Origin of the sequence: Pseudophaeobacter sp. (assembly GCF_039971195.1) — a bacterium.
GTDB lineage: Bacteria > Pseudomonadota > Alphaproteobacteria > Rhodobacterales > Rhodobacteraceae > Pseudophaeobacter.
In genome coordinates this window covers 1-25,362 of record NZ_JBDWPJ010000145.1, presented here as the reverse complement: position 1 = coordinate 25,362, position 25,362 = coordinate 1, and the positions used below count along the sequence as shown (strand labels likewise).

The window sequence follows — 25,362 nt, the reverse complement described above, 5'->3', positions numbered from 1 at the left end:
GCCCAAAACCTCAGAAAACTGGCCAAGATCTTTCCTGCACCGCAGCAAACGAGAAAAGCCTGACCAGAAAGGCACTCGCGCGCAGATCAAAACACCAATTTCTGCGGATGCAACACGTTGTTTTTCAACAGAATCGGCGGGAACGGACTTTCGCTGCGGGTGCGAGGGTTCCGTGAGAGACAGGCAAAAGCGGCCATTCAAGCCCTCGCAGACCTAAACTCACATGCTGCTCTGCGCACCAAGGTCAGCAAAGCGCAGGAAGCGAACTTTGCAAGTATGGGCCGTGCTGAAGGGGAAACCAATCGGGGTAAGTCGGAAACTTGGTAGATGCTCGTTCTAGCGGGACACTTTGAGCATTGATCTGGTCTCGCGGCGTATTGTCGGTTGGGCAGTCCGGTCACGCCAAACATCAGAACTGGCAGCGCAGGCATAGCTGATGGTAATCTGGCGGCGAAAGCCCAGGCCCGGCTTTCTGATCCACTTAGATCAAGGTGCGCAATTCACCAGCCGTGAAAGGGCAGCGTTCCTGCGCGAGGACAACCTGGAACACTCGATGAGCCGCAGAGGCAACTGCCATGACAATGCTGTAGCTGAGAGCTTCTTTTCAGCTCTTGAAGCGGGAAAAGATCAGACGGCGAAAATACAGGACGCGGGAGGAAGCGACGGGTCACGATATGAAGGTGATCTGCGACCGGCCTAACAAAACGTCGCGAAAATGCCTCGGATGGAAGACCTCAGCCGAGGTTTTCCTGGAAAAGTTGTTGGAGGAATTGCAACGAGACCCATACCCTGAACCCGACAAGAGTCGCGTTTCAAGTATCGCTCACAGAGGCGCTTGTTTTTAAGGGCTGTAGCGGGGTAGGGGGGAGGCAAGTGTCCGAAAATCGCTTTGGTGCCCTGTTTGGGCCAATTGGTCCGAGTTTGAAAGACAAAGCCTATTCGCCTTACAACCCCGGTTAAACAGCCCTGAAAGCCCTTTCTTCAAGGCTTCCTCCGGCTCCTTCCTGGACCAACCGGCCTCTTCCGGTTACTGCACTACTAAGTGCCTCCTAACAGTTAGCCCAAAGCCCATTCACGTTTGATCACCAGGGCGATAGAGACCAAACCCAGAATGGCGGTGGCGAACATAATCAACAGCAGCGGAACCGCAGTGGTGCCAGGCACCAGTAGCCAGCCCGCCACGCCGCTGAGCCCGGCGCCGCCGCCCAGCATGATGGCGCCACTCAGCCCCGAGGCAGAGCCCGCCAGATGTGGGCGCACCGAGATTGCGCCTGCGGTAGCATTGGGGATAGCCATGCCATTGCCAAGGCCAACCAAGCACATGAAGCCAAAGAAACTGGTGACGCTGTCCAGGCCGACCAGGGCCAGGGTCAGCGACAGGCCAACGCCTATGCCGTTTACGATGCAGCCCCAAAGAACCATTTTGTTGATGCCGATGCGCATGGAGTATCGTCCGGAGAGGAAATTGCCAAAAAAGTAGCCAATCGCCGGGGCTGCGAAGTAAAAGCCAAACTGCGCTGGGCTTAGCCCATAGACCTGCGCGCCAAGGAAGGGCGCGCCACCGAGATAGGCAAAAAAGGCTCCCGAGGCCAGGCCTGAGGCCAGTGAATAGCCCCAAAAGCGCGGCGACATAAACAGTTCTGGATACTCTCGAAACTGTGCAACAAGCGTCTTGCCGCTTTTGGTGGCGGTTTCGCCAAAGTCAAAATAGGTGAGCAGGTAAACCGCCACGGCGCTGAGAATGAGCAGCCAGAAATTAGACTGCCAGCCAAAGGCTTCGTCAAGGATGCCACCAAAGATGGGACCCACCATCGGCACCACTGCAACCCCCATTGTGACATAGCCCAGCATGCTGGCTGCCTGATCCGTGTCATAGATGTCGCGCACTGCAGCCCGGCTCAGTACCATGGCCGCGGCAACCGCAGCCTGACCTATGCGGAACACTAAAAATGTCTCGGCTGTGGGGGCAAAAATACAGCCAAACGTTGCAAGAATGAACAGGATGATACTGGCGAGGATCACCGGGCGGCGTCCCATCTTGTCCGAAATGGGTCCCACTACGATTTGAACGGCGGCATTCACCCCAAGGTAGAGCGCTACGGAGAGCTGCATCAGCCGGTAGTCAGCCTGAAAATACACCGCCATGCCCGGTAAGGAGGGCAAGAACACATTCATCGCCAGAGCTGACAGCCCGGCAAGCAGAATGAGAGTGGCGATATGCGGGTGGCTGGTCGCGCCGCGCAAGAGAGAGTGGGGCTTCTGCATGCCAAGGGCTTAGTTCAGCCTTTGGGGATTGTCTATTGCCTGATCGCCTCAAATGAGAAAGTCTTCACCGAGGCTACCCAGGGTAACATTCGCCAGCAGCAGGCTGTCGTCGGGGCCAAAGTCGAAAAGCACACCTTTTTCCGTATCGCGGGCCTGATCCAGCAGGTCGTCGCGGTCCCCGTGGCCGAGAATGTTCAATCGATCCTTACCGGACTTGAAATCGCTGACCGTGTCATTGCCGCCATGGTTTTTGAAGATAAAGATATCGCGCCCACGGCCACCGATCAACAGATCGTCCCCGGCCTGGCCATCCAGCCGGTCCTGGCCCCGGTTGCCAATCAGCCGATCTTCGCCCGCGCCGCCTCGCAACCGATCACCGCCGCGGCCGCCAAACATCACATCATCGCCGTGGTCGCCCCAGAGCGTGTCACCGCCAGAGCCGCCCTCCATGCGGTCGTCACCGCCCTTGCCAACCAGGAGGTCGCGGTCGCCATGGCCGCGCAGCAGGTTGTCGAGGTCATTTCCAATGATACGATCTTTTCCCTTTGCGCCATAAGCGTTTTCAATCTCGGTGCCAAAAGTAATCACCACGTCATGGTCGGCATCAAAAGAGGAAAAAGCGCCTTGGCGCAGGTCTAGTGTCACACCTGTGCTGCGGCCGGTGGCATCCAGCGTATCTATGCCGCCGCTGTCCCAGAGACTGTCCACCGTATAGGTGCGACAGCCAGAATAGCGGCTGTTTCCCTCATTGTGACTGGCAGCGCCCCAGATGTCCTGCAGAGCGAGCACATCAAACAGCATCAGGGCGTCACTGTGTTTGCCGTTTAGTGGATTTGCCGTGTAGGACATCAGGGAATAGAGGTTGCTTTCGTATTCGTTGGGCAGGGCGGGGGAGGCCTCAAACGGGTGTTGCAGCCCCAGGGCATGGCCCAATTCATGCAGTATTAGGTCGGTGTAGCGGTTGGACGACAGGTCCAATGTTGTGTCATAGGCAACAAAGCCATCCCAACTGGTGATGGTGTCGCCTTGATAGCTGATGTTGTAGCCTCCGCTGCCAATGATGTTGCCAGGGAAGTGGGCGGCCCCTACGTTTAGATCTGGGTCGCTGGTGCGCTTGACCTGGACAAAATCAATATTGAGGTAGCTCTCGATATGCGCCAGCGCTGCTTCAAAACTGGCCTTCTCAGCGGTGGTGAAGGGCTGCCAGCCGGAAATTTTACTGGTGCTTGGCAGGTCTTTGGGGGCGCTGCCGCCGGCATATTGATAGGTTATCTGGATCGGAGCGCTTTCTGTGGTGTTCAGCGGTTTGCTGACATGGAAGCGCTCGTATTGCATGGCCTTGGTGATTTGGTCTCGATTTAACATTGTTTTTGCCCGAATTGTCTGAAGAGAACCCGACAGTGTCACCAAGGGCGTGAACACAGAGTGAACGCAATATGGCGAAAATATGTCGCATTGGATCTAGTTTGGAAACAATGCGGGGGTTCGCAATTATACAGATATTCACGTGTCGTATGCAAAATATTTGCAAATTTGCCAGTTTTGGCTTTGGTCTGATCGGGCGCGGGAGTAGGGTGTGCCAAATTCTAAATGGGGGCCTGTGCCATGAAAGATATCCTGTCCGAGCTGGAAGAACGCCGCACTGCTGCGCGGTTGGGTGGCGGTCAACGCCGCATTGACGCGCAACATGGACGCGGCAAGCTGACCGCCCGTGAGCGGATTGATCTTCTGCTGGACGAAGGCAGCTTTGAAGAGTTCGACATGTTCGTGTCGCATCGCTGCACCGATTTTGGCATGGAAGAACAAAAGCCTGCAGGGGATGGCGTGATCACCGGCTGGGGCACGATCAATGGTCGTATGGTCTATCTGTTCAGCCAGGATTTCACTGTTTTTGGCGGCTCGCTCTCGGCAACCCATGCGCAAAAGATCTGCAAAATTCAGGATATGGCGATCCAGAACGGCGCCCCCATTATTGGCCTCAATGATTCTGGCGGTGCCCGCATCCAGGAGGGCGTTGACTCGCTGGCGGGCTACGCCGAGGTGTTTCAGCGCAATATCATGGCCAGCGGCGTAGTGCCGCAGATCTCGGTGATCATGGGCCCCTGTGCCGGTGGTGCGGTTTATTCGCCTGCGATGACCGATTTCATCTTTATGGTCAAAGACACCTCTTACATGTTTGTGACCGGTCCTGATGTGGTCAAGACCGTGACCAATGAAGTGGTCACCGCCGAAGAGCTGGGCGGTGCCTCCACCCATACCAAGAAGTCTTCGGTGGCTGATGGCGCCTTTGAAAATGACGTTGAGGCCCTGGCAGAGGTGCGCCGCCTGGTGGATTTCCTGCCGCTCAACAACCGCGAAAAGCCGCCCGTGCGTCCCTTCTTTGATGAGCCGGGCCGCATTGAGGATAGTCTGGACACGCTGATCCCGGCTAATCCGAACTCTCCCTATGACATGAAAGAGCTGATCACCAAGGTGGCGGACGAAGGCGATTTCTACGAGATTCAGGAAGACTACGCCAAGAATATCATCACCGGCTTTATCCGACTTGAAGGCCAGACTGTGGGTGTTGTGGCCAACCAGCCGATGGTGCTGGCTGGTTGTCTGGACATCGACAGCTCGCGCAAGGCGGCACGTTTTGTGCGGTTCTGTGATTGCTTCGAGATCCCGATCCTGACTCTGGTTGATGTACCAGGCTTCCTGCCGGGGACCAGCCAGGAATATGGCGGCGTTATCAAGCACGGTGCCAAGCTGCTGTTTGCCTATGGTGAGGCCACAGTGCCAAAGGTGACTGTGATCACCCGGAAGGCCTATGGCGGTGCCTATGATGTTATGGCCTCCAAACACCTGCGTGGTGACTTCAACTATGCTTGGCCCACTGCAGAAATCGCGGTGATGGGGGCCAAGGGCGCAACCGAGATTATTCACCGGGCAGATCTGGGAGATGCCGAGAAGATCGCGGCTCATACGACTGACTATGAAGACCGGTTTGCCAATCCTTTTGTAGCGGCAGAACGCGGCTTTATCGATGAGGTGATCCAACCCAAATCCACCCGCCGCAGGGTCTCCCGTGCCTTTGCCTCATTGCGTGGTAAGTCTCTGAAAAACCCATGGAAAAAACACGATAACATTCCGCTTTGATCGGCTGGTCTGGCGGGGGCTGTCTGCCCCCGCACCCCCGAGAATATTTGGGGAAAGATGATGAGAAGGCCTGCGCAAAAAAGGACTCTTTTGGGGAGGGCGTAAAGAGATGTCGTTGACAGGGACAGCCTCGCAATCGGGGGCTGGAGTGAAGTGAAGCAAGGGAATTGGCATATTCTGCGGGGGGAGGCTGCACTGACTGTGGCGCGCCAACTGCCGCCGCGCTTTGATGTCTCATCCAGTGTGGCTTTGCCCTTGGTTGATCCCTTGCGGCTGGCGCAACAGATCCGGCAGGACATGTGGCGCGCGGTGCAGAATGTGCGCGGGTTTTCTCCGGTGGTGACGGTTGAAGAGCGGGGCGGCGGTTTGCTGGTGACTGCGGGTGGCCGTGTTGCTGGGCGGGTGCCGGGCAATCTCGCTTTTGAAATCAAAGCTGTGTTGGAAGATGAGGCGAAACGCAACCGCTGGCTGCGCCATGCAAGGCAGCGCAAGATGCGCCCAGAGACTGGGCAATTAGACGTGGATTTGCACAAATCTATATCAGGGTTTGACAAAGAGGGTGAGACTGGACAATGATCCGCTCCAACCAATACCAGACAGCGCGCGCCGATGGCGCAGCGCCAGCAGCCTCGCCCGGAGGAGCCCAAGTCATTGGGGGGCGAGGCTGCGGATTGGTTGGTTGGTTTCCCCCTGTTTTTAGAATGCTGCTCGGCAGCACTGCGGGCTTGATGCTGATTACTGGTCCGGTTGGGGCGGACGATGCAAATATCACGGGCGCCTTTGTTCCAGTTACCGTGCCGTCGGGGCAGCAAGTGCTGTTGTCAGAAGTTTTGCTGGATGACAGCCCTGGTGCGCTTTGGGCCCGGTTTCGGTTTGTTGCTCCCGGCATTTCCCGCCAGGCAGAGGCTTTGGGTGATGCTTCTGAGGTGCTGGATTTTGAGAAAAGCGCGGCCGATATGGACCATCTGTGCGACTCGCTGGCGCTGGACTATCTGCGCCAACATGATCTGAACCCCAAAATGGTGGTGATCTCCTTTTCCGACCGACCTGTGGAGTTTGGCGCGCAGGATCCTGAAGCCACGCAGTTTTTTGAAGCCTATAGGCCGGACCAAGAACGCTGTATTTGGGAGGCATTCTAATGCGTCTACAAGATCTTGCGCGGTGTTCTTTTGATCGGCATGTTTTTGCGGCTTTGCGGCCACAGGGCCTTGGCGGGGCCGCTTTTCGATGTGATTCACTTGCCAATCCAGCTATCCTTGCCGCGAAGGGCCAAAGGGTCCTTTGCAAATTGAGGTTGAGGCTGGACAGGGCGCAAGGTTCTGGTGGTCTCGAGAACACAGTCAGGAGACAGAAATGTCCAAGAGCATCAAGTTTATCACGCTGGCAGGCCTGCTGGCGCTGGTTGCCGCCTGTGGCAACCGTGAAGAAGAATTCGTTGTGGTTGAGCCCGAGCCCATCTCGGTTGAGCCAGCCTATACCGGCAAATACAAGTAACGACAAAAAGGGTCCGGCCCTGTGGCCGGTCCCTGCCGTCCCTCGGGGTGCCGGATTGGAGGCACCATCATGCTAAAGCACCGTGGGTTCCCTGGCCGCTTGCCAGGAACAGATTTTCAATTCATCGTTCGCCGCCCCAACCCCAAAGGGGTAACCCCGCTGAGCAAGCGGGAGCGTTTTCGCGATCGCAAACCTGCGGATCGTCGCGCTGATGCAGCTTTTATGCAGGCGCTGTTGCAGCAGTTTGGCGACCAGCCTTTTGAGCGTGGCAATCTGGATGCCGGCCGGTTGAGCTGGCTCTTTGGCCGCGAAGTGCTGCCTGCCGAGGATCCCTTTGATCCGGCGTCTTACGAGGCCTTGCTGGTCATTGATATGGACCTGGCACAGCGCTCTTTCCCGGATGCATTCGAAGGGAAAGTTCTGTGATGACCTGGGCAAAGCCAGAAGGAGCAGACTGGAGTGGGCAGGGCTTTTGCGCTGGCACTTCTGGTCGGGCTGCGGGCTTTGCTATGATGTCAGCTTTGGGATCAATCACAGTTTCGATGGGCAAAGCCACCTGGCTGGCAAAAGCCCGCCGAGAGTTCGGCGCTTTTGAGCATAGCCCTGCTCATAGTGATGGAATTGCGACCCACGCATTGCTGGATCGCCTGTCACCTGCTTCTTGGAGGGGAAAGAAACTCTCCCCAAAAGAAGGAGTATCATCATGCGGGCAATCCTTTTCACCTCTGCGCTGGGGCTTTTCACAGCCCTCTCGGCTTGCGGCGACACCACCGGCGAGCAAGTCGCATTTGGCGCCGGTGCGGGCGCCATTGGCTCTGCCTTGTTGGGCGGGCATTTGCTCACCGGAGCAGCGGTCGGCACAGCGGCCAATCTCATCTATTGCAAAGAAAGCCCCGGCGGATGCTGAGGGCGCTTTTGCGCAACCCAGACTGACAGGTCAGCCCAACCGGCTGACCCATGAAATTCACGCAATCGCCGCGGACGAGCCAAGGGCTCGGCTGCGGCGTTTTGCATTCCGGCATACACAAGAACAAGGGACTGCCAATGTTTGAAAAGATCCTGATCGCGAACCGGGGCGAAATCGCCTGCCGTGTTATCAAGACTGCCCGCAAAATGGGTATCAAAACCGTCGCCATCTATTCGGACGCGGACAAGCAGGCCCTGCATGTGCAAATGGCCGATGAGGCGGTGCATATCGGCCCGCCCCCTGCAAACCAATCCTATATCGTGATTGATAAGGTGATGGAGGCGATCCGCGCCTCTGGCGCCCAGGCTGTGCATCCCGGCTATGGCTTCCTGTCGGAAAACTCCAAATTTGCTGAGGCCCTGTCGGCCGAAGGCGTGGCCTTTGTTGGCCCCCCCGTTGGTGCCATCGAGAAGATGGGTGACAAGATCACCTCCAAGAAGATCGCCAAAGAGGCGGGTGTTTCCACGGTTCCCGGTCACATGGGTCTGATCGAGGATGCGGATGAAGCCGTGAAGATCTCCAACGAGATCGGCTATCCGGTGATGCTCAAAGCCTCTGCTGGTGGTGGCGGTAAGGGCATGCGGATTGCCTGGAACGACGAAGAAGCCCGCGAAGGTTTCCAGTCGTCGAAGAACGAAGCGGCAAATTCCTTTGGCGATGACCGGATCTTTATCGAGAAATTTGTCACCCAGCCACGCCATATCGAAATTCAGGTACTTTGCGATGCCCATGGCAATGGCATCTATCTGGGCGAGCGGGAATGCTCGATCCAGCGCCGCCAGCAGAAAGTTGTGGAAGAAGCGCCAAGCCCCTTCCTGGACGAGGCCACACGCAAGGCGATGGGCGAGCAGGCCGTGGCACTGGCGCAGGCAGTTGACTATGCCTCGGCTGGTACCGTGGAATTCATCGTTGATGGCGACAAGAATTTCTATTTCCTGGAAATGAACACGCGTCTGCAGGTGGAGCACCCTGTGACCGAGTTGATCACCGGTGTGGATCTGGTTGAGCAAATGATCCGGGTCGCCAATGGCGAACCGCTTATCATCAAACAAGAAGACGTGCAGCTGAACGGTTGGGCGATTGAAAACCGGCTTTATGCCGAAGATCCTTATCGTGGCTTCCTGCCCTCGATTGGTCGTCTCACCCGCTACCGTCCCCCGGCGGAGCTGTCGGCTGGTCCCTTGCTGGACAACGGCAAATGGCAGGGCGATGCCCCGGCAGGCGAGGGCTATGCCGTGCGCAATGATACTGGCGTCTATGAGGGTGGCGAGATTTCGATGTATTATGACCCGATGATCGCCAAACTATGCACCTGGGCGCCGACCCGTGATCAGGCGATTGAAGCCATGCGCAATGCATTGGACGGATTCGAGGTCGAGGGCATTGGCCACAACCTGCCGTTCCTCTCGGCTGTTATGGATCACCCGATCTTCATTGAGGGCACCATGACCACCGCCTTTATCGAAGAGCAATATCCCGAAGGCTTTGTCGGGGTTGACCTGCCAGAGGCGGATCTGCGCCGGATTGCCGCCTCGGCTGCAGCCATGCACCGGGTTGCTGAGATCCGCCGCACGCGGGTTTCGGGGCGGATGGACAACCATGAACGCCGTGTTGGTTCGGATTGGGTTGTCTCCTTGCAGGGGCAAAGCATTGCTCTGAAGATCGAGGCCGACCAGCTGGGATCAACCGTTCAGTTCGACGACGGCAGCCAGATGCGGGTTGCTAGCAAGTGGACGCCGGGCGATCAGTTGGCGACTTTGGATGTGGATGGCACTCCGCTGGTACTGAAGGTTGGCAAGATTTCCGGTGGCTTCCGCATTCGTGCACGCGGGGCGGATCTGAAGGTGCGTGTGCGCACCCCTCGTCAGGCCGAACTGGCTGAATTGATGCCAGAAAAAGTCGCACCGGATACATCCAAGCTGCTGCTGTGCCCAATGCCGGGCCTGATCGTCAAGATCGATGTCGAAGTGGGCGAAGAAGTCCACGAGGGACAGGCGCTTTGCACGGTTGAGGCGATGAAGATGGAAAACATCCTGCGCGCCGAGAAAAAGGGCGTGGTTGCCAAGATCAACGCCAGCGCCGGCGACAGCCTGGCGGTGGACGAGGTGATCATGGAATTTGAGGGGTGATCCTTCCGGCAGGCATATGTTCAGTGTCTCAGGCGATGGCTCTGCCCTCGGCTGCGGCGTCTGGCTCTAAGGTGCGACCTCTGGGTCGTGCCATGCCTGCCGCTCCCATGGCCGCAAGCCCTGCGTGCACCAATTCTTCAGATTTCTGTGCGAGATCAGGGGCATTGGTTTCTCGCAAGGTGGCTCATGCTCCGGTCTGCACTCATACTGATTTCCACATTGGGGCTTTTGTCCGGCTGCGCGCTGGACAAAGAAGCGGATCTGCGTTTGCAACTTTCTCAGTGGGTCTCGCTGGGCGATACCTATTTCTTCGAATCCAGCAGCAGTTGCACAGCAGCAGTGTTTCACACCGAAAGCCCACGCATTTCCTCGCTGATCGAACCGGCGCGCTCGGTGGATACCGGGCTCAATATGCTGGCAAATGGCCAGCCGGTGGTGTTCAAGGTAGGCGGCAAATCGCCAAATACGCTGGTCGAGGCGATCATGTCGCGCGATCTGCCCCATGGCATCAGCGTGCTGAGCTCGGGGCTGGCCGGGGTGAATTGCATGAGCGAATTGGTAAAATCGATCTATCACCAGGCGATCATGAACCCGACCTCCCGCATGGCCTTTATTCCCGATGGCCACGCCATGATGGTGGTGGATGCCCAGGCCAAGGCGCTGATCTACGTGCGGGGCAACAGCTAGGGACTCAGTTTGCGCGGCGCTCTTCTACCTCGCGCAGCCGATCCGGGAACTTGTCGATCCTGCGAGTCAATTCACGTACCGTCCAGGGATGCGGTTTGCGCATCTTCACGCCACCGTCCTTGCCGACCAGAACCAGCATGAACCCACGTGGGCGCAGCGCTGTCCTCAGCGCTGATTTTGCGGCAGGATTGGTATCTGTCAACACAACGACATCGCGGTCCAGCAGGACATCGGCCTCTGCAGTGAGCCGGGCCATCTGTTCCTTGAAACGTGGATCTTCAGGGCTGTCGGCAAAGACCACCACAGGCCGCTTGAGCCATTGGAAACTGGCCAGATCGATCTCTTCTCCGGAATGCACAAGGGCTGAAATATCCGGTTCTGCAGCCTGCACAGATACGGCCAGGCTCAGCGGAAGAAGGCTCGACAAAACAAGGGCTAGGATTGGTTTCATGGTCTCTCCTGTTGGGACCAATATATGCGCATGGCGGCCAAATGCGATGGGCAATCGGCCTATCTGCGTAAATAAAACCACATGCGTTAATCGCTTTGACAGGGTCTGGGACTAATGATGATGCACCCTTCCTGTCCAGGGGCACAAAACGTGCCTCACATCCAAAGAATTGGAAATGCGATGCAAACCTGTCTTCACCTTGGGGCACACCGCTGTGCCACCACCTCGTTCCAGGAATATCTGCGCCAAAATGCAGATGAGTTGGAGACGCAGGGTATCGGATTTTGGGGGCCGCGTCGCACCCGCAACGGGCTTTTGCATGGGGTTTTGCCAACCCCCTCGTTGGCCGGGGCCCAGTCGCTCGCCAAACGGGCGCGGGGCCGGATCAAGATGAACCTCAACCAAAGCCGTGAACGGGGTATTGAGCAGCTGATCGTCAGCGATGAAAACCTCATTGGCAGCACCCGGACCAATCTGCGGTTTTCGGGGCTTTACTCAGGCGTTGGGGAACGCATGGCGCGCTACGGTGAGGCATTTGACGGTCAGGTGACCTCGGTTGCGCTGAATATTCGCAGCCTTGAAAGCTTCTGGACCTCTTCCCTGACCTATGCGGTGGCCCGTGGCCACCGGGTGCCATCGGCAATCCAGTTGCAAAACCTCGCAGAAAGTCGCCGCAGCTGGCGCGATGTGATCACCGATATTGCCTGCGCCATGCCGGGCGTCGCCATCAAGGTATTGCCGTTTGAGACCTTTGGTGGCCGCCCCGAACAGCAACTGGCGCTGCTGACTGGCTGTGATGCCCCGCGCTCCCATGCGCGGGTGCGGCTCAATGCCTCAATGCGACTGGAAGACCTGCGCGCCCATCTTTTGCAGGGTACAGCACAAGAGCTGCCACAGAGCGAGGGGCGCTGGCGGCCCTTTGATGAGGTTCAATGCGCCATGCTGCGCGAGAATTATGCGGATGATCTGATGTGGCTGGCTGGAGGCGCCGAAGGGTTGGCTCAGCTGGTGCAGGATCCGGAACAACCGGCGGCGGGACTAAACCCGCCCCAAACAGATGTGACAAGAGGAAGACCCCATGACAAGCAAGACAGACGATTGGCGGGCTCTGGCTGAAAAAGAACTTCGCGGCCGCCCACTCGAAGACCTGACCTGGCAGACGCTCGAGGGTATCGACGTCAAGCCGCTTTATACTGCAGAAGACACGGCAGAACTGCCCCATATGGGCACGCTGCCCGGCTTTGGTCCCTTCACCCGCGGCGTTAAAGCGACCATGTATGCCGGGCGTCCCTGGACCATCCGGCAATATGCCGGTTTCTCCACCGCCGAAGAGAGCAACGCCTTCTACCGCCGCAACCTGGCCGCTGGTCAACAGGGCGTTTCAGTGGCCTTTGATCTCGCCACTCACCGGGGCTACGACAGCGACCACGAACGGGTGGTTGGCGATGTCGGCAAGGCCGGTGTGGCCATTGATAGCGTCGAGGATATGAAGATCCTGTTTGACGGTATTCCGCTGGACAAGGTCTCGGTCTCGATGACCATGAACGGGGCTGTTATTCCGATCCTGGCCAATTTCATCGTCGCCGGTGAAGAACAGGGCCATGACAAGGCGCTGCTGGCAGGGACCATCCAGAACGATATTCTGAAGGAATTCATGGTGCGCAACACCTATGTCTATCCGCCAGAACCTTCGATGAAGATCATCTCGGATATCATTGAATACACCTCAAACGAGATGCCTAAGTTCAACTCCATCTCGATTTCCGGCTATCACATGCAGGAAGCCGGCGCGAACCTGGTGCAAGAGCTGGCCTATACTCTGGCCGATGGCCGTGAATATGTGCGCGCCGCCACCGAGGCGGGCATGGATGTGGACAAATTTGCCGGCCGTCTCAGCTTCTTCTTTGCCATTGGCACCAATTTCTTCATGGAGATTGCCAAGCTGCGCGCCGCACGGACCCTGTGGCACCGGGTGATGACCGAGTTCGACGCCAAGTCGGATCGTTCCAAGATGCTGCGCACCCATTGCCAAACCTCGGGCGTGTCGCTGCAGGAACAAGACCCCTATAACAACGTGATCCGCACCGCCTATGAGGCGATGTCGGCGGTTCTGGGTGGCACGCAGTCGCTGCACACCAATGCGCTGGACGAGGCCATTGCGCTGCCAACTGAGTTTTCGGCGCGGATTGCCCGCAACACCCAGCTGGTGTTGCAGGAAGAAACCGGCGTCACCAATGTGGTCGACCCGCTGGCGGGCTCTTACTATGTTGAAAGCCTGACAAATGAGCTGATCGACAAGGCCTGGGCCTTGATGGCGGAAGTCGAGGAGATGGGTGGCATGACCAAGGCCGTGGCCTCGGGCATGCCCAAGCTGCGCATTGAGGAAAGTGCCGCCCGACGTCAGGCGATGATCGACCGGGGCGAAGAGGTGATCGTCGGCGTCAACAAATACCGCAAGGAAAAAGAAGACCCGATCGACATTCTCGATGTGGACAATGTTGCGGTTCGCGAAAGCCAGATTGCCCGGCTTGAGAAGATGCGCGCTGAGCGGGACGAAGCTGGCTGTCAGGCAGCTTTGGATGAACTGACCAAACGCGCCAAAGAGGGCGGCAACCTGCTGGAAGCTGCGGTGGAAGCGGCGCGGATGCGGGCCTCAGTTGGAGAAATCAGCATGGCAATGGAAAAAGAATTTGGCCGCCACCGCGCCGAGGTGAAAACCCTGGCTGGTGTCTATGGCGCAGCTTACGAAGGTGACGAAGGTTTTGCCGCCATTCAGAAATCCATCGAAGACTTTGCCGAAGACGAGGGCCGTCGTCCGCGAATTCTGGTGGTCAAGATGGGTCAGGATGGTCACGACCGGGGCGCCAAGGTCATCGCCACCGCCTTTGCGGATATTGGTTTTGACGTAGACGTAGGTCCGCTGTTCCAAACCCCGGCTGAGGCGGCACAGGACGCCATCGACAACGACGTGCATGTGATCGGGATCTCTTCTCAGGCGGCGGGGCATAAAACTCTGGCGCCGCAGTTGGTCAAAGAGCTGAAAGAACAGGGCGCCGAGGATATTCTGGTGATCTGTGGCGGGGTGATCCCGCAGCAGGACTACCAGTTCCTCTATGACAATGGCGTCAAGGCGATCTTTGGGCCCGGCACCAATATTCCCGAGGCGGCACAGGACATCCTGAAACTAATCCGTGAGGCCCGCAGCTAAGCGCGGCAAAGGGGTCTGCTCAGGGCCCCTCACCAGACAGAGCAATGGGCGCAGGGGGGGCCTGCGCCCATTTTCGTTTTAGGCCTGTAATTCAGGCGTAAAAGTCGATTTGCGACTGGGAGCTGTCATAGCCCGCCTCTTCCAGAGCGGCCTGAACCGCCTGACCCAAAGTGGTCTCGCCTTCTTGGCTCACATCATAACCATCGACGGCCTGGGCAATGAGTTCTACCACCGCCTCGTCGACAGTCGCAATCCCCTTGGTTACCTCTGGTGGTGGCGGTGGTGGCGGTGGACCTTCGGGACGTCCTGCAAAACCTTGCCCTGCCTGCTTTGTCAGTCCCGAGGTGTCGATGCCAGCATCCTTAAGGGCATCGGCAAGATCAGAGTTGGTGATGAGCCTGAGCTCCTTGGCATCCGTCACGATGTTCTGCGCGGTGCTGTCTTTGAGATTGCTGGCGCCAAAATGCGACAAGAGCTCTGCGATCTTTGCGGTTTGCTCTTCGGTCAGCTTTGTTGACTGCTTGACCAGATTTGACGAGAGCCCTTGGGCTATGGATCCTTGGATCATCATCAGGGTCGGCCTCCTAAGTTTCGATACTATCGCCGGTGTTTTTCGTGGGCTGCCTTGTTAAATTCGAGGGGTGTAAACAACTCCCTAGCTTTTGCCCGGGTGCTTAAAATACGCGAAACTATCTGGGCGGATCGGGCTAAAATCTACCATTTTCAGGCCATTATGGTTATCAACATGTGAACAGACAGCCCGGTTTTGCCCCCTGGCTTTGGCCTTGAATGTCTGCAAGGACTGGCTAGGGTGAGGCCAAAAATGGGAGAGCGCGATGGAACTGGATCATCTGGCCGTGGCGGGCACAACGCTGGAAGAGGCGACGGCCCATGTGGAGGAAGCCCTCGGAGTGCCGCTGCAACCGGGCGGGCAGCATGCGATGTTTGGCACGCATAACCGCCTTTTGGGGCTGGCTGATGGGCTCTATCTGGAGGCCATCGCAATTGACCCGAAGGCGCAGCCACAACGCCAACCCTGTTGGTTTGATCTGGACCGGTTTTCCGGACCACCACGGATCAGCAACTGGATTTGCCGCTGCCTGGATCTGCCAGCCGTCCTGTCACAGCTGCCCAAAGGGGCAGGGGAGCCGGTTGCCTTGACTCGTGGCGATTTGAAGTGGGACATGGCGGTTCCTGCGGACGGCATTCTGCCTTTTGACAACCTGTTTCCGGCTCTGATCGAATGGCATTCCGACCATCCCGCGCCCCGGCTGCAGCAACAGGGGTGCTCGCTGCATCACCTTACCCTGTCGCACCCCGAAGCCGTGCATCTGCAAAAGGCGTTGCCGCTCACAGATGCGCGGCTAAGCTTTGTCACTGGCCCTGTGGGCTTTGAGGCAGAGTTTGACACCCCGCATGGGCGACGGCTGTTGCGCTGACAGGTCTGCTGCCCTGACACGAGATGAATTTTGCGATAAGGTTTTGATATGTCACTCTGGTCCCGAATTTCTGATGCGCTTGCGGCCCTTGGTCAGGGCGAAAGCCTTGCAGATGTTTTTGACCGGCTGCGTGCGCCGCCTGAACGCTCGGTTGCCTTTGCTATTGCGGTGATTGCCCTTGGCGCCAAGATGGCCAAGGCTGATGGCCAGGTCACCCGTGACGAGGTCACGGCCTTTCGTGAGGTGTTCCAGATCGCGCAGAATGACGAGGCGGGCGCCGCGCGGGTCTTTGATATGGCTAGGACCGATATTGCCGGGTACCAGGACTATGCGGCGCGTATTCAGCGGATGTTTTCCGCAGATCCCACCACCCTGTGCGATCTGATGGAGGGGCTGTTCCACATCGCCATGGCCGATGGGTTTTATCACCCCGGCGAGAATGAGTTTCTTGAAGATGTGAGCCGGATCTTTGGGCAGACAACAGAACAGTTTCAAGCGCTAAGGGCGCGGTTTGTTCCGGACGCCCCAAAGGACCCCTATACGGTGCTCGGCGTGGCTGCGGACATGCCGCGCGAAGAGATCCGCAAGCATTGGCGCAAACTTGTGCGCGACACCCATCCGGATGCGATGATCGGGCGCGGGGTGCCAGAGGAGGCCGTGCGGCTGGCCGAAAAACGCATGATCGATATCAACCGCGCCTGGGACCAGATCAATGGATGTCAAAAACATGCGCCTGCTCACCTATAATATAGAATGGTTCGCGCATCTGTTTGATGATGCGGATAATCTGATGCTCGATGATCAGTGTTCGGGACGCTATGGGGTGGATCGTTATACACAGGGTCGGGCAATTGCCCATGTGTTGCAGCGGCTGGATGCGGATGCGGTGATGGTGGTGGAAGCGCCTAATACCGGGCGCAAACAACGTTGCACCCGGGCGCTGGAACGCTTTGCCGCCGAGGCGGGACTGCGGACCAGCACGGCCGTCTCCGGCTTTGCCACTGATACGCATCAGGAAATTGCGCTGCTCTACGATCCCGAGGTGCTGAAGGTGCAGGCGGATCCCCAGGCCAGTAAGTCTGCCCCGCGTTTTGACGGGGATTTTGAAATCGATCTTGATGTTGATGACCGGATGGACCGGGTGCGGTTTTCGAAACCGCCGCTGGAGCTGAAGGTCGCGACGCCAGGCGGAACTCTGCTGCGGATGATCGGCGCGCATCTGAAGTCCAAGGCGCCCCATGGGGCAAAGAATTCCAAAGAGGTGGTGCAGATCTCTATCGCCAACCGCCGCAAACAGCTGGCCCAGGCAATCTGGCTACACCGAAGGGTCAAAGACCATGTGCAAAAGGGGGAGCATGTGATCGTCATGGGCGATCTCAACGATGGTCCGGGCCTCGATGAATATGAGCGCCTGTTTGGGAAGTCTTCGGTCGAGATTGTCATGGGGGCGGAGCTGACGGACCCCCATGCGCAAAGCCTGTTGAAACCGCGCGAGCCGGTTCAGCCTTCGACCTCGCGGTTTTACAACCCGGAAACCAAACGGTATTTTCGCGCCTTGCTGGACTACATCATGATTTCAGCCGGTTTGGTGGCTCATGACCCGCATTGGCGGATCTGGCATCCCTTTGAGGATGCTGAATGCTATGATGATTTGCCCCTGCGGGAGGCGCTTTTGGCGGCCTCGGATCATTTTCCGGTCTCTCTCGACCTCGACCTGACTTAAAACTTTGACCCAAAGGCACTACATTGACCTCATGAAACATATCCTTGCCCCTGCCGTCCTCGCCTGTTTTGTGATTGCTGCGCCGCTTTCGGCGCAGGACAGTAACACCGGCTCCAGCCTGATGGAGCGCGGCGCCGAGCTGTTCTGGGAGGGGCTGCGCAAGGAAATGGCACCCTCGTTTGAGGAACTGGAGGGGCTGATGGCAACAATCGGCCCGTCGATGCAGGAGTTCTTGAGCGAAATGGGGCCTGCGCTGGCGGAAATCGCAACCAAGGTGGAGGACTGGAGCCGCTATGAAGCGCCAGAGATTCTGCCCAATGGCGATATCATCATCCGACGCAAACCCGATGCGCCGACAGCCCCGGACGAGGTCCCCAAAAATGATAGCGCTACAGACATCTGATCCCCGCCTCAAGGGGCAGTAGCAGCGCAATCTGCAACGGTGAGCACAGCTATTTGGTGATTTTGACGCTCAGCTCGGCGTCCAGCGCCTCGGCCAGAGATTTCAGTCGACCTTCGGCGACCTCGCCAAATAGATCCTCAGAGGCACGAGGCAATTCCAGGCACAAATGGCGCTTGCGCGGCTGCCATTTGAGCTTGCCGATATCGCCATCTTTGCTGACCATCAACATGGCACCAAAGCGCATGGCCTTGCCCAGGATTTCGGCTTCTTTTTGGCCTTTTTCGTCCAACAGATCATAGAGATATTCAAAGGCGGTGCCCTGACGTTTGTTGCGATAGCGATGCAGTAGGGCGAGGCCGAGGAAAATCCGCTCCGAGTGTTTCAGCCCGCCCAGATTGGCGCGGGTGGCATTGTCAAAACAGACCTCGGCCCGGTAATCTGGGTGGGCGCGCCAGCTCACATCATGCAATAGGCAGGCGGCTTTGATCAGCCGCTTCTTGGTATGGGGGCCGGAGTTGAACAGCGGAATGACAAAATCATAGAGCGTCTTACCAAATCCGGGCAGGCGGGCGTCTTTGGCTTCGGCAAAACGGCAGGATTCAATCAGCGGATCCCGGTTGCGCAGCCGCTGCGGCATCTGCTCATAAAGCAGACCTTCGCGGATGCCATAGCTGGAAATGGCGATGTCTTTAGGCTTGAAGGTCTTGAGCAGCCGCGACAGCACATCGATGGCATAGGGCACCAGCGACATCCGGGCGCCAGAGATGCCGCAGGCCGCGCGCAGCTCTTCCAGATCGGTGGCATCGATGTATTTCAGGGTTTCACGCACATCCCGAGCGGTCATGCGGTACTCATGCAGCACCCGTAGGGGATAGCCGCGACGCATCATGTCGACGCGAGCAATGGCGCGCCAACTGCCGCCGACCAGAAACAGACGGTCGGTCTGTTGTCCCATCTCGGCGCTGAGCTCTTTCATCACCGCGCTGATATGGGCCTTGCGGCCACGGCGCCCACCTTTGATATCGCGCAGCTTTAGCGGCCCCAAGGAAGAGGTCACACGTTTGCCAACCTCACCATCATGAATTTCCGCCAGCTCCATGGAGGAACCGCCAATATCGCAGACCAGCCCATAGGAGCCGGGCCAGCCCAGCAGCACGCCTTGGGCCGAAAGCCGGGCTTCTTCGCGGCCATCAATGACCCAGATCTTGAGCCCTGTTTCGTGCAGGACCTCGTCGCAGAAATCCGGCCCGTCCTTGGCATCTCGTACCGCTGCCGTGGCCACCACCGACAGTTCTGGCAGGCCCATGCCCTTGGCCAGATGCTGGAACCGTCGCAGCGCAGCCAGCGCCCGGGCGCGCCCCTTTGGGTTCAGCTTGCCGGTTTCGGACAGTCCAGCGCCGAGGGCACACATGATTTTCTCATTGTAGAAATAGGCAGGGCTGCGTGCAGCGCCGTCAAAGATCACCATGCGGACCGAGTTTGAGCCGACATCCACAACCCCAACGCGCGACAGAGCCCGGGCGCTGGGATCTTCAAAAACTGGGCGACCAAAGGGGCCCCAATCGGCGGTGGGGTTATCCGGGGCTGCGGTCATAGGCGCCTCATTTATTCTGCGTTTCGCATGTCACGATGGGGCAAGCCCAGGGTGGCGTCAATCGCTTGGGGTTGCGACATTTATGGCCTCTTGTGACGGATCATCTGGGTGATCTTGTGACATCAGTCTGACCGCAAGGGGGCGCGACAGGGTACGGCCCTCCGAGAGGGCCATACTGTCAAGTTGGTCCACAATGCGGGCGGCAGCGGCAAAGGAGCGATCCATATGGGCCACCAGATAGGGGATCACATCGGGTTTAGGCGTGACTTGTCTGTCATTGAATAGTTTGGCCAGCACCACTGCCAGCAGCGCATCATCTGGTGCCTGTAGCTCTGCATGGGTGGCGGCCTGAACCCGGCTTTGCAGGTCCGGCAATGTCAGCTGCCAGAGATTGGGCGCTGCCCGGCCGGTCAACATCAGCGCATGACCATTGGCCAGCACCATATTGTGCAGGTGAAACAGGGCGTTCTGTGCATCGGTATTGCCCGCGATTGCTGGCACGTCTTCGACCACGATGGGCCCCTGTGCAAGTTCTGGAATCTGGTCTTCACGCAGGTCACTGGCCTGGATGATGCAGGCCCCGGATTGATTGGCCCAGACATGGGCCAGGTGGGTCTTGCCTGCGCCAGCAGGTCCTGTGAGCACCAGTTTGCCACTGGGCCAGGCAAAGCCGGGATCCAGCAGCGCCACGGCCATGGCATTTGAGGGAGCAACAAAGAAATCATCGCGCCCCAGAGTGGTTTTTGCAGGCAGCTCAAAGCTGAGTTGGCGGGCCATATCAGCGCTCGTCTTGGTCCAATGTGGCAGGCTGAGTGGGTGGCTTGAAATCCAGCCCCTGATATAGGCGACTATCCAGATATTGCCCCACCAGGAACCGGGCAATGACACCAAGGGCAGCCGCCACGGGCACGGCGACCAGCATACCCACAAAGCCAAACAGGGCGCCAAAGACCGAGAGTGCCAAGAGCAGCCAGACCGGATGCAAGCCAACAGAATTGCCGACCAGTTTGGGTGTCAGATAGTTGCCTTCGATCACCTGACCAAAGGCAAAAATTCCGGCAACAATCCCGATGGACCACCAGTCTCCCCAGAATTGGAACAGGGCCAGGCCGATTGCCAGCGCCCCGCCAATCAGGGCCCCAAGGTAGGGGATAAAGGTGACGAGTCCGGCAATGAAACCAACGGCGAGGCCAAAATTCAGCCCCACCAGCATCAGCGACACGGCATAGTAGCTGCCCAGGATAAGGCAGACAGTGCCCATGCCGCGAATAAAGGAAGCCAGAACCTTGTCGATTTCAGAGACAAGCAAGCGGATGACCGGGGCATGGTCGCGCGGCAACAGCGCGTCGATCCGTGCGATCATGCGGTCCCAATCCAGCAAGAGATAGATCGCAACGACGGGAACAATAACCAGCAGAACAACAACATTAAGCAACGAGGCAGCGGAGCCAACCAGCCCCTCGGCCAGCTCCAGCCCCTTGCCCTGCAGGGTGCCGGCAATTGAGGCGATGGTTTGTTGGGCGCGGCTACCTTCCGTAAAGATCGAGGGGAACTTGGCCTGGGCAAAAGCGCGCAGATCGCGAAAGGCTTCGGGTAGCACCTGCGCCAAATCGATCATCTGCGCGATCAATGTCGGCAGGACAATGAGAAGCATGAGGAAAAACAGCAAGATAGACGAGAAGGTGATGGTTGTTGTGGCCGCGGCGCGGCTCATCCCCATGGCCTCTAACCGATCCGCCAGCGGGTCAATCATATAGGCAATGGCCGCGCCCAGTACAAAGGGCAAAAGCACGTCCCCAAGGAACCAGAGCAGCAGCGCCAGAACGGCAGCTGTGACGCCCCAGTATTTGAATTGTTTCTTTGCAGGAAGGGCCATGGGGATCACTCGTTCAGCGCGGATTGCAGTTGCTCCACTCTTCTCGCAAGGCAGGGCTCAGCGCAAGAGCCCTGCCGAGATCTGTGGTGGAAATTCGCCGCTGCTGCCCCTGCACGGGGCGCGGTGATCAGTTGATCCTGACGCCCTGCCGCTTTAGCTCTGTCTGCACGGCGGTGATATCCAGGTCTTGCAAGGCACAGTCCGTTTTGAGCGATTGCGCCGCTGCCACACCCGCACCCTGTCCGGCAACTGCACAACAGGCCATATTGCGGGTGGCCGCATGGGCAATGCGATCGCCGCCAATGGCCCGTCCAGTGACCAGCAGCCCTTCGACGCCTTTGGGCAACATGCAGCGATAGGGGATCTGCATGTAGCGCCCGGTGGTGGGCAGGATCAGCACCCCGTAGCCGTCGATAAACTCAGGATAGATGCCGATGGTATCCTCAAATCGCCCCTGATTGCGGGTCTCTTCCTCGGTGATATTGTGCAGAGCGTCGATCTTGCGGGTGTCGCGAATGCCGATGGTCATGCCAAAGTTGCGCAACCGTGCAGCCTCGCAGCCGGGGGTATAGGCGTTCAGTGCCTTGATCGCCAACATCGCCTGTTTGCGGCCCTCAATCTCGCCACGGGTCATACTGTCGGGGTCGGTGCCGTCGATCCCGGCCAGATGCACCAGGTTCATATAGGTCATCTCACCACTGTCATGCACCGCACCCCAGGTGCCTCCAATGGTGTTGAGATGCGCCGGGATCACCCCGTCGCGGATCGCCTGGCCAAAGGGTTTGGCAAGGAAAGGCGAATACATCGCGTCTTCCTTGCCAGAGGTCTCCACCTGCCACTCACCTGTGGACCAATCGGCATAGGTTTGCGGGTCGGCCTTGACCCCCTCCATGAACTTCTGCTTGTCGACACCGGCGATGTGAAACATCACAGAAGCCGCCTGCATCTCCTCCACTGGGGTCTTGATCGTTGGGGCCCCCATCATCAGGGCAATGTCGGCGTCGCCTGTGGCGTCAATCACCCGTTTTGCCAGCACCGCCTCGCGGCCGGCCTTGCTTTCGACGATGACGCCGGTGATGTGGTTGCCCTCGCGGATCGGCGCTACAAAGACGCGGTGCAACATGGGGTGAATGCCTGCTTCCTCGACCAGCTTGTCGGCCACCAGTTTGAAGCCCTCACTGTCCAGCTCGTAGGACAGGGACTGGCTTTCTGGCACTGCCGCGCCCATGGATTTGGCACGCTCTTCGAACTCCCAGCCAATGCCGCCGGCTTCAACCGTCTGCTCATGGCGGTACCAGGCAAAGCCTTCGACGCCGACCGTGGTGATATTGCCGCCAAAGCAGCCGAACCGGTCTAACAAAGTCACCTCTACGCCCGCCCGCGCTGCCGCCAGGGCTGCCGCCAGCCCGCCGGGACCAGAGCCCACCACCAGGACTTCCGTTTCATGGATCACCGGTATTTCACGGGCAGGTTCTAGAATGGTTTTGATCACGTCTTTCTCCTCAAAGACAGCAAGGCAGCTCCGGTCAAACCGGAAGGTTTCCGCTAACAGATAGATTCTTGTATGGTCATTCAAGTTCTTTTGCGCCTAAGGATCCAAAAGCGACATGGTACCCATGGCCTGGGGTATGCGGTGTCATTCGTCATTGATGGGGGGCGACCTGCCGGGTGTTCTGGGCTTTCCCAGCCTCGGCCCTTGCCCACCCCCGTTGCAGCCACTAAACCGGGCAGGAACGCGAAACCACACGAACCACATCAGCTCTGGAGCCATCATGCGCCTGTCCCGCTATTTCCTGCCTGTTCTGAAAGAGAACCCCTCTGAGGCCCAGATCGTCAGCCACCGCTACATGCTGCGGGCCGGCATGATCAAGCAATCCTCAGCCGGGATCTATTCCTGGCTGCCGCTAGGCTTTAAAGTGCTGAAAAAGCTGGAAGGCATCGTCCACGAAGAGCAGCAGCGCGCCGGTCACATGCCGATGCTGATGCCTACCATCCAGAGCGCTGATCTGTGGCGCGAGTCCGGTCGCTATGACGACTACGGTCAGGAAATGCTGCGCGTTGAGGACCGTCATGGCCGCGACATGCTGTTCACCCCAACGGCCGAAGAGCTGATCACTGATATCTTCCGTGCCCATGTCAGCAGCTACAAAGACCTGCCGCTGACCATGTATCAGATCCAGTGGAAATTCCGCGACGAGATCCGCCCGCGCTTTGGCGTGATGCGGGGGCGCGAGTTTTACATGAAAGACGGTTACAACTTTGACCTCTCCAAAGAGGACGCGCTGCACGCCTATAACCGCCATCTGGTGACCTATCTGCGCACCTATGAGCGCATGGGGCTGCAGGCAATCCCGATGCGCGCCGATGGCGGTCCTATTGGCGGCGATTACACCCATGAATTCCTTGTACTGGCCGAAACCGGTGAGTCCGAAGTGTTCTATGATAGCGCCGTGACCGATCTGAGCTTTGGTGATCGCGAAATTGACTATGACAATGTTGAACAGTGTCAGGGCGTGTTGGAGGAGTTCACCTCGAAATACGCCCGGACAGATGAGACCCATGACGAGACTCTGTTCAAAGAGGTTCCAGAGGAGCGCCGCCGGGTGGCACGGGGTATCGAGGTCGGTCAGATTTTCTACTTTGGCACCAAATACTCTGAGGCGCTGAATGCCACCGTTCAAGGACCGGATGGCAAGCCCACTCCGGTTCACATGGGTTCGCACGGCATTGGTGTCTCGCGTCTGTTGGGGGCCATCATCGAGGCCAGCCATGACGACAAGGGCATCGTCTGGCCCGAAGGCGTGACTCCGTTCCACTGTGGTATTGTCAACCTCAAGCAGGGCGATGATGAAGCCGATGCCGCCTGTAACCAGCTTTATGCGGCACTGACCGCGCTGGGGCTGGAGCCGCTTTATGACGACCGCAAGGAACGCGCGGGCGGAAAATTTGCCACCATGGATCTGATTGGTCTGCCCTGGCGCATCACCGTTGGTCCCCGTGGGCTGAAAAACGGCGTGGTGGAACTCACCTCGCGCCGCACCGGCGAAAGCGAAGAGCTGAGCCCGGAAGAGGCGGTCAAGAAAGTGGCTGCGATCTATGCGCCGCATCAGTCTGGCCGCGGTTTCTGATCCAAGCACCTAAACCTGCTCAGCAGACAGACTAAAAAGGCGAGGGGGCAACCATTGGTTTGCCCCCTTTTCTGTTTTGCCCTGCGCTGGGCGGGGTTTGCTATGAATGGACTGCCTCGCTCTCAGGGCTGGGATCAGAGGCCGCGATAGGCAGGCTTTGCAAGATGGCAAAGCCGATTTCGATGATCAGGAATCCCCAGAGCAGGGGGCTGGCGCCTTGCCAGAGAGCATTGATCATCCAGGCAGAAAACAGCCAGCGCCCGGCAGCGTCATAGCGTGCCAAAGCAGGATTGTTGATTTTGAGCCGAACGATGGACCAGATCAGCACCACAGTGCCAAAAAAGTTGGCAAAGAGAATGCCGTAGACCGGGATCTCGGGCAGTGGCGCAAGACCCATTTGCGCATGGCTGACGTCCAGAAACTGCCAGAAGAAGGCAAAGGTCAGCGGCGTGGCATAGGGCCAGGTGACGGCCAGATCATACCAGGCTGAGATCCGGTAGATGCGTTGGTAGGCGTTTTGAAAGAGCATTCGTTGTTTCCTCTTGGTCGCGAATGCCTTGTCTTCTAAACCTATGACCATGGTCTAAGGTCAAGGAGGAAATGATGCGGATTGGCGAGCTGGCGCGAAAGGTCGGGGTGAGCTGCGATACCCTGCGGCTTTATGAGCGGCAGGGGCTGATCCAGTCCGACCGTCGGCCCAATGGCTACCGTGATTTTCCGGATCCAATGCTGGAGGTGGTGCAGCTGATCCGTCAGGCACAGCGACTTGGCTTTACCCTGGGCGAAATTGGCCAATTGATGCAGGGCATCCAAGGCGCGCTGGATCAGGATCAAGTAGCCGAAGTGCTGCGCGAAAAACT

General features: G+C 58.1%; 25 protein-coding genes and 1 pseudogene. 17 read left to right on the top strand and 9 right to left on the bottom strand.

From position 1 onward, the window contains the following. Window positions 1–355: 355 nt before the first annotated feature. Window positions 356–845: pseudogene (locus ABJP42_RS13005) on the top strand (DDE-type integrase/transposase/recombinase); the annotation flags it as partial. A 211-nt stretch (window positions 846–1,056) separates the two neighbouring features. Here the strand turns inward: ABJP42_RS13005 and ABJP42_RS13000 are convergent. Together ABJP42_RS13000 and ABJP42_RS12995 are read right to left on the bottom strand one after the other, a co-directional pair. Next, window positions 1,057–2,265 carry a multidrug effflux MFS transporter gene (locus ABJP42_RS13000; protein ID WP_348341001.1) on the bottom strand — a complete coding sequence of 403 codons (1,209 nt, stop codon included), beginning with the start codon at window positions 2,263–2,265 and terminating at the stop codon, window positions 1,057–1,059. A 48-nt stretch (window positions 2,266–2,313) separates the two neighbouring features. Further along, window positions 2,314–3,630, bottom strand: a complete 1,317-nt coding sequence (locus ABJP42_RS12995; protein ID WP_348340999.1) for a M10 family metallopeptidase C-terminal domain-containing protein — start codon at window positions 3,628–3,630, stop codon at window positions 2,314–2,316. A gap of 240 nt (window positions 3,631–3,870) precedes the next feature. Between ABJP42_RS12995 and ABJP42_RS12990 the strand changes: the two genes are divergently transcribed. The 8 genes from ABJP42_RS12990 to ABJP42_RS12955 all read left to right on the top strand — a co-directional run bounded on the left by ABJP42_RS12990 (window position 3,871) and on the right by ABJP42_RS12955 (window position 10,680). Further along, window positions 3,871–5,403, top strand: a complete 1,533-nt coding sequence (locus tag ABJP42_RS12990) for an acyl-CoA carboxylase subunit beta (protein ID WP_348340997.1) — start codon at window positions 3,871–3,873, stop codon at window positions 5,401–5,403. A gap of 201 nt (window positions 5,404–5,604) precedes the next feature. Beyond that, window positions 5,605–5,979, top strand: a complete 375-nt coding sequence (locus ABJP42_RS12985) for a hypothetical protein (RefSeq protein ID WP_348340996.1) — start codon at window positions 5,605–5,607, stop codon at window positions 5,977–5,979. 125 nt (window positions 5,980–6,104) lie between these two features. Further along, a complete protein-coding gene (locus ABJP42_RS12980) occupies window positions 6,105–6,542 on the top strand; it encodes a DUF6497 family protein (RefSeq protein WP_348340994.1) in 438 nt (145 codons plus the stop codon). Window positions 6,543–6,756: 214 nt separating this feature from the next. Next, the gene (locus ABJP42_RS12975) at window positions 6,757–6,897 is read left to right on the top strand and encodes a hypothetical protein (RefSeq protein WP_162930210.1); all 141 of its coding nucleotides are present in this window, start codon (window positions 6,757–6,759) and stop codon (window positions 6,895–6,897) included. Window positions 6,898–6,966: 69 nt separating this feature from the next. Next, on the top strand, window positions 6,967–7,323 hold the full coding sequence (locus tag ABJP42_RS12970) for a hypothetical protein (RefSeq protein ID WP_348340992.1): 357 nt from the start codon (window positions 6,967–6,969) through the stop codon (window positions 7,321–7,323). A gap of 277 nt (window positions 7,324–7,600) precedes the next feature. Further along, window positions 7,601–7,804, top strand: coding sequence for a hypothetical protein (locus ABJP42_RS12965; RefSeq protein WP_348340990.1), 204 nt, complete (start codon window positions 7,601–7,603; stop codon window positions 7,802–7,804). A 137-nt stretch (window positions 7,805–7,941) separates the two neighbouring features. Next, window positions 7,942–9,993: an acetyl-CoA carboxylase biotin carboxylase subunit gene (locus ABJP42_RS12960; protein WP_348340988.1), complete on the top strand. Its 2,052-nt coding sequence runs from the start codon at window positions 7,942–7,944 to the stop codon at window positions 9,991–9,993. 186 nt (window positions 9,994–10,179) lie between these two features. Further along, window positions 10,180–10,680 carry a hypothetical protein gene (locus ABJP42_RS12955; RefSeq protein WP_348340986.1) on the top strand — a complete coding sequence of 167 codons (501 nt, stop codon included), beginning with the start codon at window positions 10,180–10,182 and terminating at the stop codon, window positions 10,678–10,680. A gap of 4 nt (window positions 10,681–10,684) precedes the next feature. Here the strand turns inward: ABJP42_RS12955 and ABJP42_RS12950 are convergent, their stop codons facing one another. Continuing rightward, a complete protein-coding gene (locus ABJP42_RS12950) occupies window positions 10,685–11,131 on the bottom strand; it encodes a DUF4174 domain-containing protein (RefSeq protein ID WP_348340984.1) in 447 nt (148 codons plus the stop codon). A gap of 180 nt (window positions 11,132–11,311) precedes the next feature. On the opposite strand from ABJP42_RS12950, the gene ABJP42_RS12945 reads away from it, so the two are divergent. Continuing rightward, a complete protein-coding gene (locus ABJP42_RS12945) occupies window positions 11,312–12,247 on the top strand; it encodes a hypothetical protein (protein WP_348340982.1) in 936 nt (311 codons plus the stop codon). Beyond that, the gene (gene scpA / locus ABJP42_RS12940) at window positions 12,210–14,339 is read left to right on the top strand and encodes a methylmalonyl-CoA mutase (protein WP_348340980.1); all 2,130 of its coding nucleotides are present in this window, start codon (window positions 12,210–12,212) and stop codon (window positions 14,337–14,339) included. The genes ABJP42_RS12945 and scpA overlap by 38 nt, the downstream gene beginning before the upstream one ends. Window positions 14,340–14,430: 91 nt before the next feature. Here scpA and ABJP42_RS12935 read toward each other — a convergent pair whose 3' ends face one another. Next, complete coding sequence (locus ABJP42_RS12935) at window positions 14,431–14,910, bottom strand: hypothetical protein (RefSeq protein ID WP_348340979.1); 480 nt, start codon at window positions 14,908–14,910, stop codon at window positions 14,431–14,433. 265 nt (window positions 14,911–15,175) lie between these two features. Here ABJP42_RS12935 and ABJP42_RS12930 point away from each other — a divergent pair, with 265 nt between their 5' ends. Genes ABJP42_RS12930 through ABJP42_RS12915 form a run of 4 tightly spaced genes read left to right on the top strand, consistent with a single transcriptional unit; the run spans window position 15,176 to window position 17,904 of the window. Beyond that, window positions 15,176–15,778 carry a VOC family protein gene (locus tag ABJP42_RS12930; protein WP_348340977.1) on the top strand — a complete coding sequence of 201 codons (603 nt, stop codon included), beginning with the start codon at window positions 15,176–15,178 and terminating at the stop codon, window positions 15,776–15,778. Between the two features lie 48 nt (window positions 15,779–15,826). Further along, window positions 15,827–16,525, top strand: coding sequence for a TerB family tellurite resistance protein (locus ABJP42_RS12925; RefSeq protein ID WP_348340975.1), 699 nt, complete (start codon window positions 15,827–15,829; stop codon window positions 16,523–16,525). Then, on the top strand, window positions 16,506–17,501 hold the full coding sequence (locus tag ABJP42_RS12920; RefSeq protein WP_348341003.1) for an endonuclease/exonuclease/phosphatase family protein: 996 nt from the start codon (window positions 16,506–16,508) through the stop codon (window positions 17,499–17,501). The genes ABJP42_RS12925 and ABJP42_RS12920 overlap by 20 nt, the downstream gene beginning before the upstream one ends. 31 nt (window positions 17,502–17,532) lie before the next feature. Further along, window positions 17,533–17,904: a hypothetical protein gene (locus ABJP42_RS12915; protein ID WP_348340973.1), complete on the top strand. Its 372-nt coding sequence runs from the start codon at window positions 17,533–17,535 to the stop codon at window positions 17,902–17,904. 49 nt (window positions 17,905–17,953) lie between these two features. Here the strand turns inward: ABJP42_RS12915 and ABJP42_RS12910 are convergent, their stop codons facing one another. From ABJP42_RS12910 to ABJP42_RS12895, 4 genes are all read right to left on the bottom strand, one after another. Further along, window positions 17,954–19,498 (bottom strand): Ppx/GppA family phosphatase, encoded by a 1,545-nt coding sequence (locus ABJP42_RS12910; RefSeq protein ID WP_348340971.1) that lies wholly within the window; start codon window positions 19,496–19,498, stop codon window positions 17,954–17,956. A gap of 57 nt (window positions 19,499–19,555) precedes the next feature. Next, window positions 19,556–20,275 (bottom strand): P-loop NTPase family protein, encoded by a 720-nt coding sequence (locus ABJP42_RS12905; protein WP_348340969.1) that lies wholly within the window; start codon window positions 20,273–20,275, stop codon window positions 19,556–19,558. Window position 20,276: 1 nt separating this feature from the next. Beyond that, window positions 20,277–21,374 (bottom strand): AI-2E family transporter, encoded by a 1,098-nt coding sequence (locus tag ABJP42_RS12900; RefSeq protein WP_348340967.1) that lies wholly within the window; start codon window positions 21,372–21,374, stop codon window positions 20,277–20,279. A 127-nt stretch (window positions 21,375–21,501) separates the two neighbouring features. Continuing rightward, the gene (locus ABJP42_RS12895) at window positions 21,502–22,866 is read right to left on the bottom strand and encodes an FAD-dependent oxidoreductase (protein WP_348340965.1); all 1,365 of its coding nucleotides are present in this window, start codon (window positions 22,864–22,866) and stop codon (window positions 21,502–21,504) included. Window positions 22,867–23,146: 280 nt separating this feature from the next. Here ABJP42_RS12895 and proS point away from each other — a divergent pair, with 280 nt between their 5' ends. Beyond that, the gene (gene proS, locus ABJP42_RS12890; RefSeq protein WP_348340963.1) at window positions 23,147–24,502 is read left to right on the top strand and encodes a proline--tRNA ligase; all 1,356 of its coding nucleotides are present in this window, start codon (window positions 23,147–23,149) and stop codon (window positions 24,500–24,502) included. A 100-nt stretch (window positions 24,503–24,602) separates the two neighbouring features. Here the strand turns inward: proS and ABJP42_RS12885 are convergent, their stop codons facing one another. Next, the gene (locus tag ABJP42_RS12885; RefSeq protein ID WP_348340961.1) at window positions 24,603–25,031 is read right to left on the bottom strand and encodes a hypothetical protein; all 429 of its coding nucleotides are present in this window, start codon (window positions 25,029–25,031) and stop codon (window positions 24,603–24,605) included. Window positions 25,032–25,105: 74 nt separating this feature from the next. Between ABJP42_RS12885 and ABJP42_RS12880 the strand changes: the two genes are divergently transcribed. Continuing rightward, window positions 25,106–25,362: MerR family transcriptional regulator (locus tag ABJP42_RS12880; RefSeq protein ID WP_348340959.1), on the top strand; the 257-nt coding region annotated here is incomplete at its 3' end.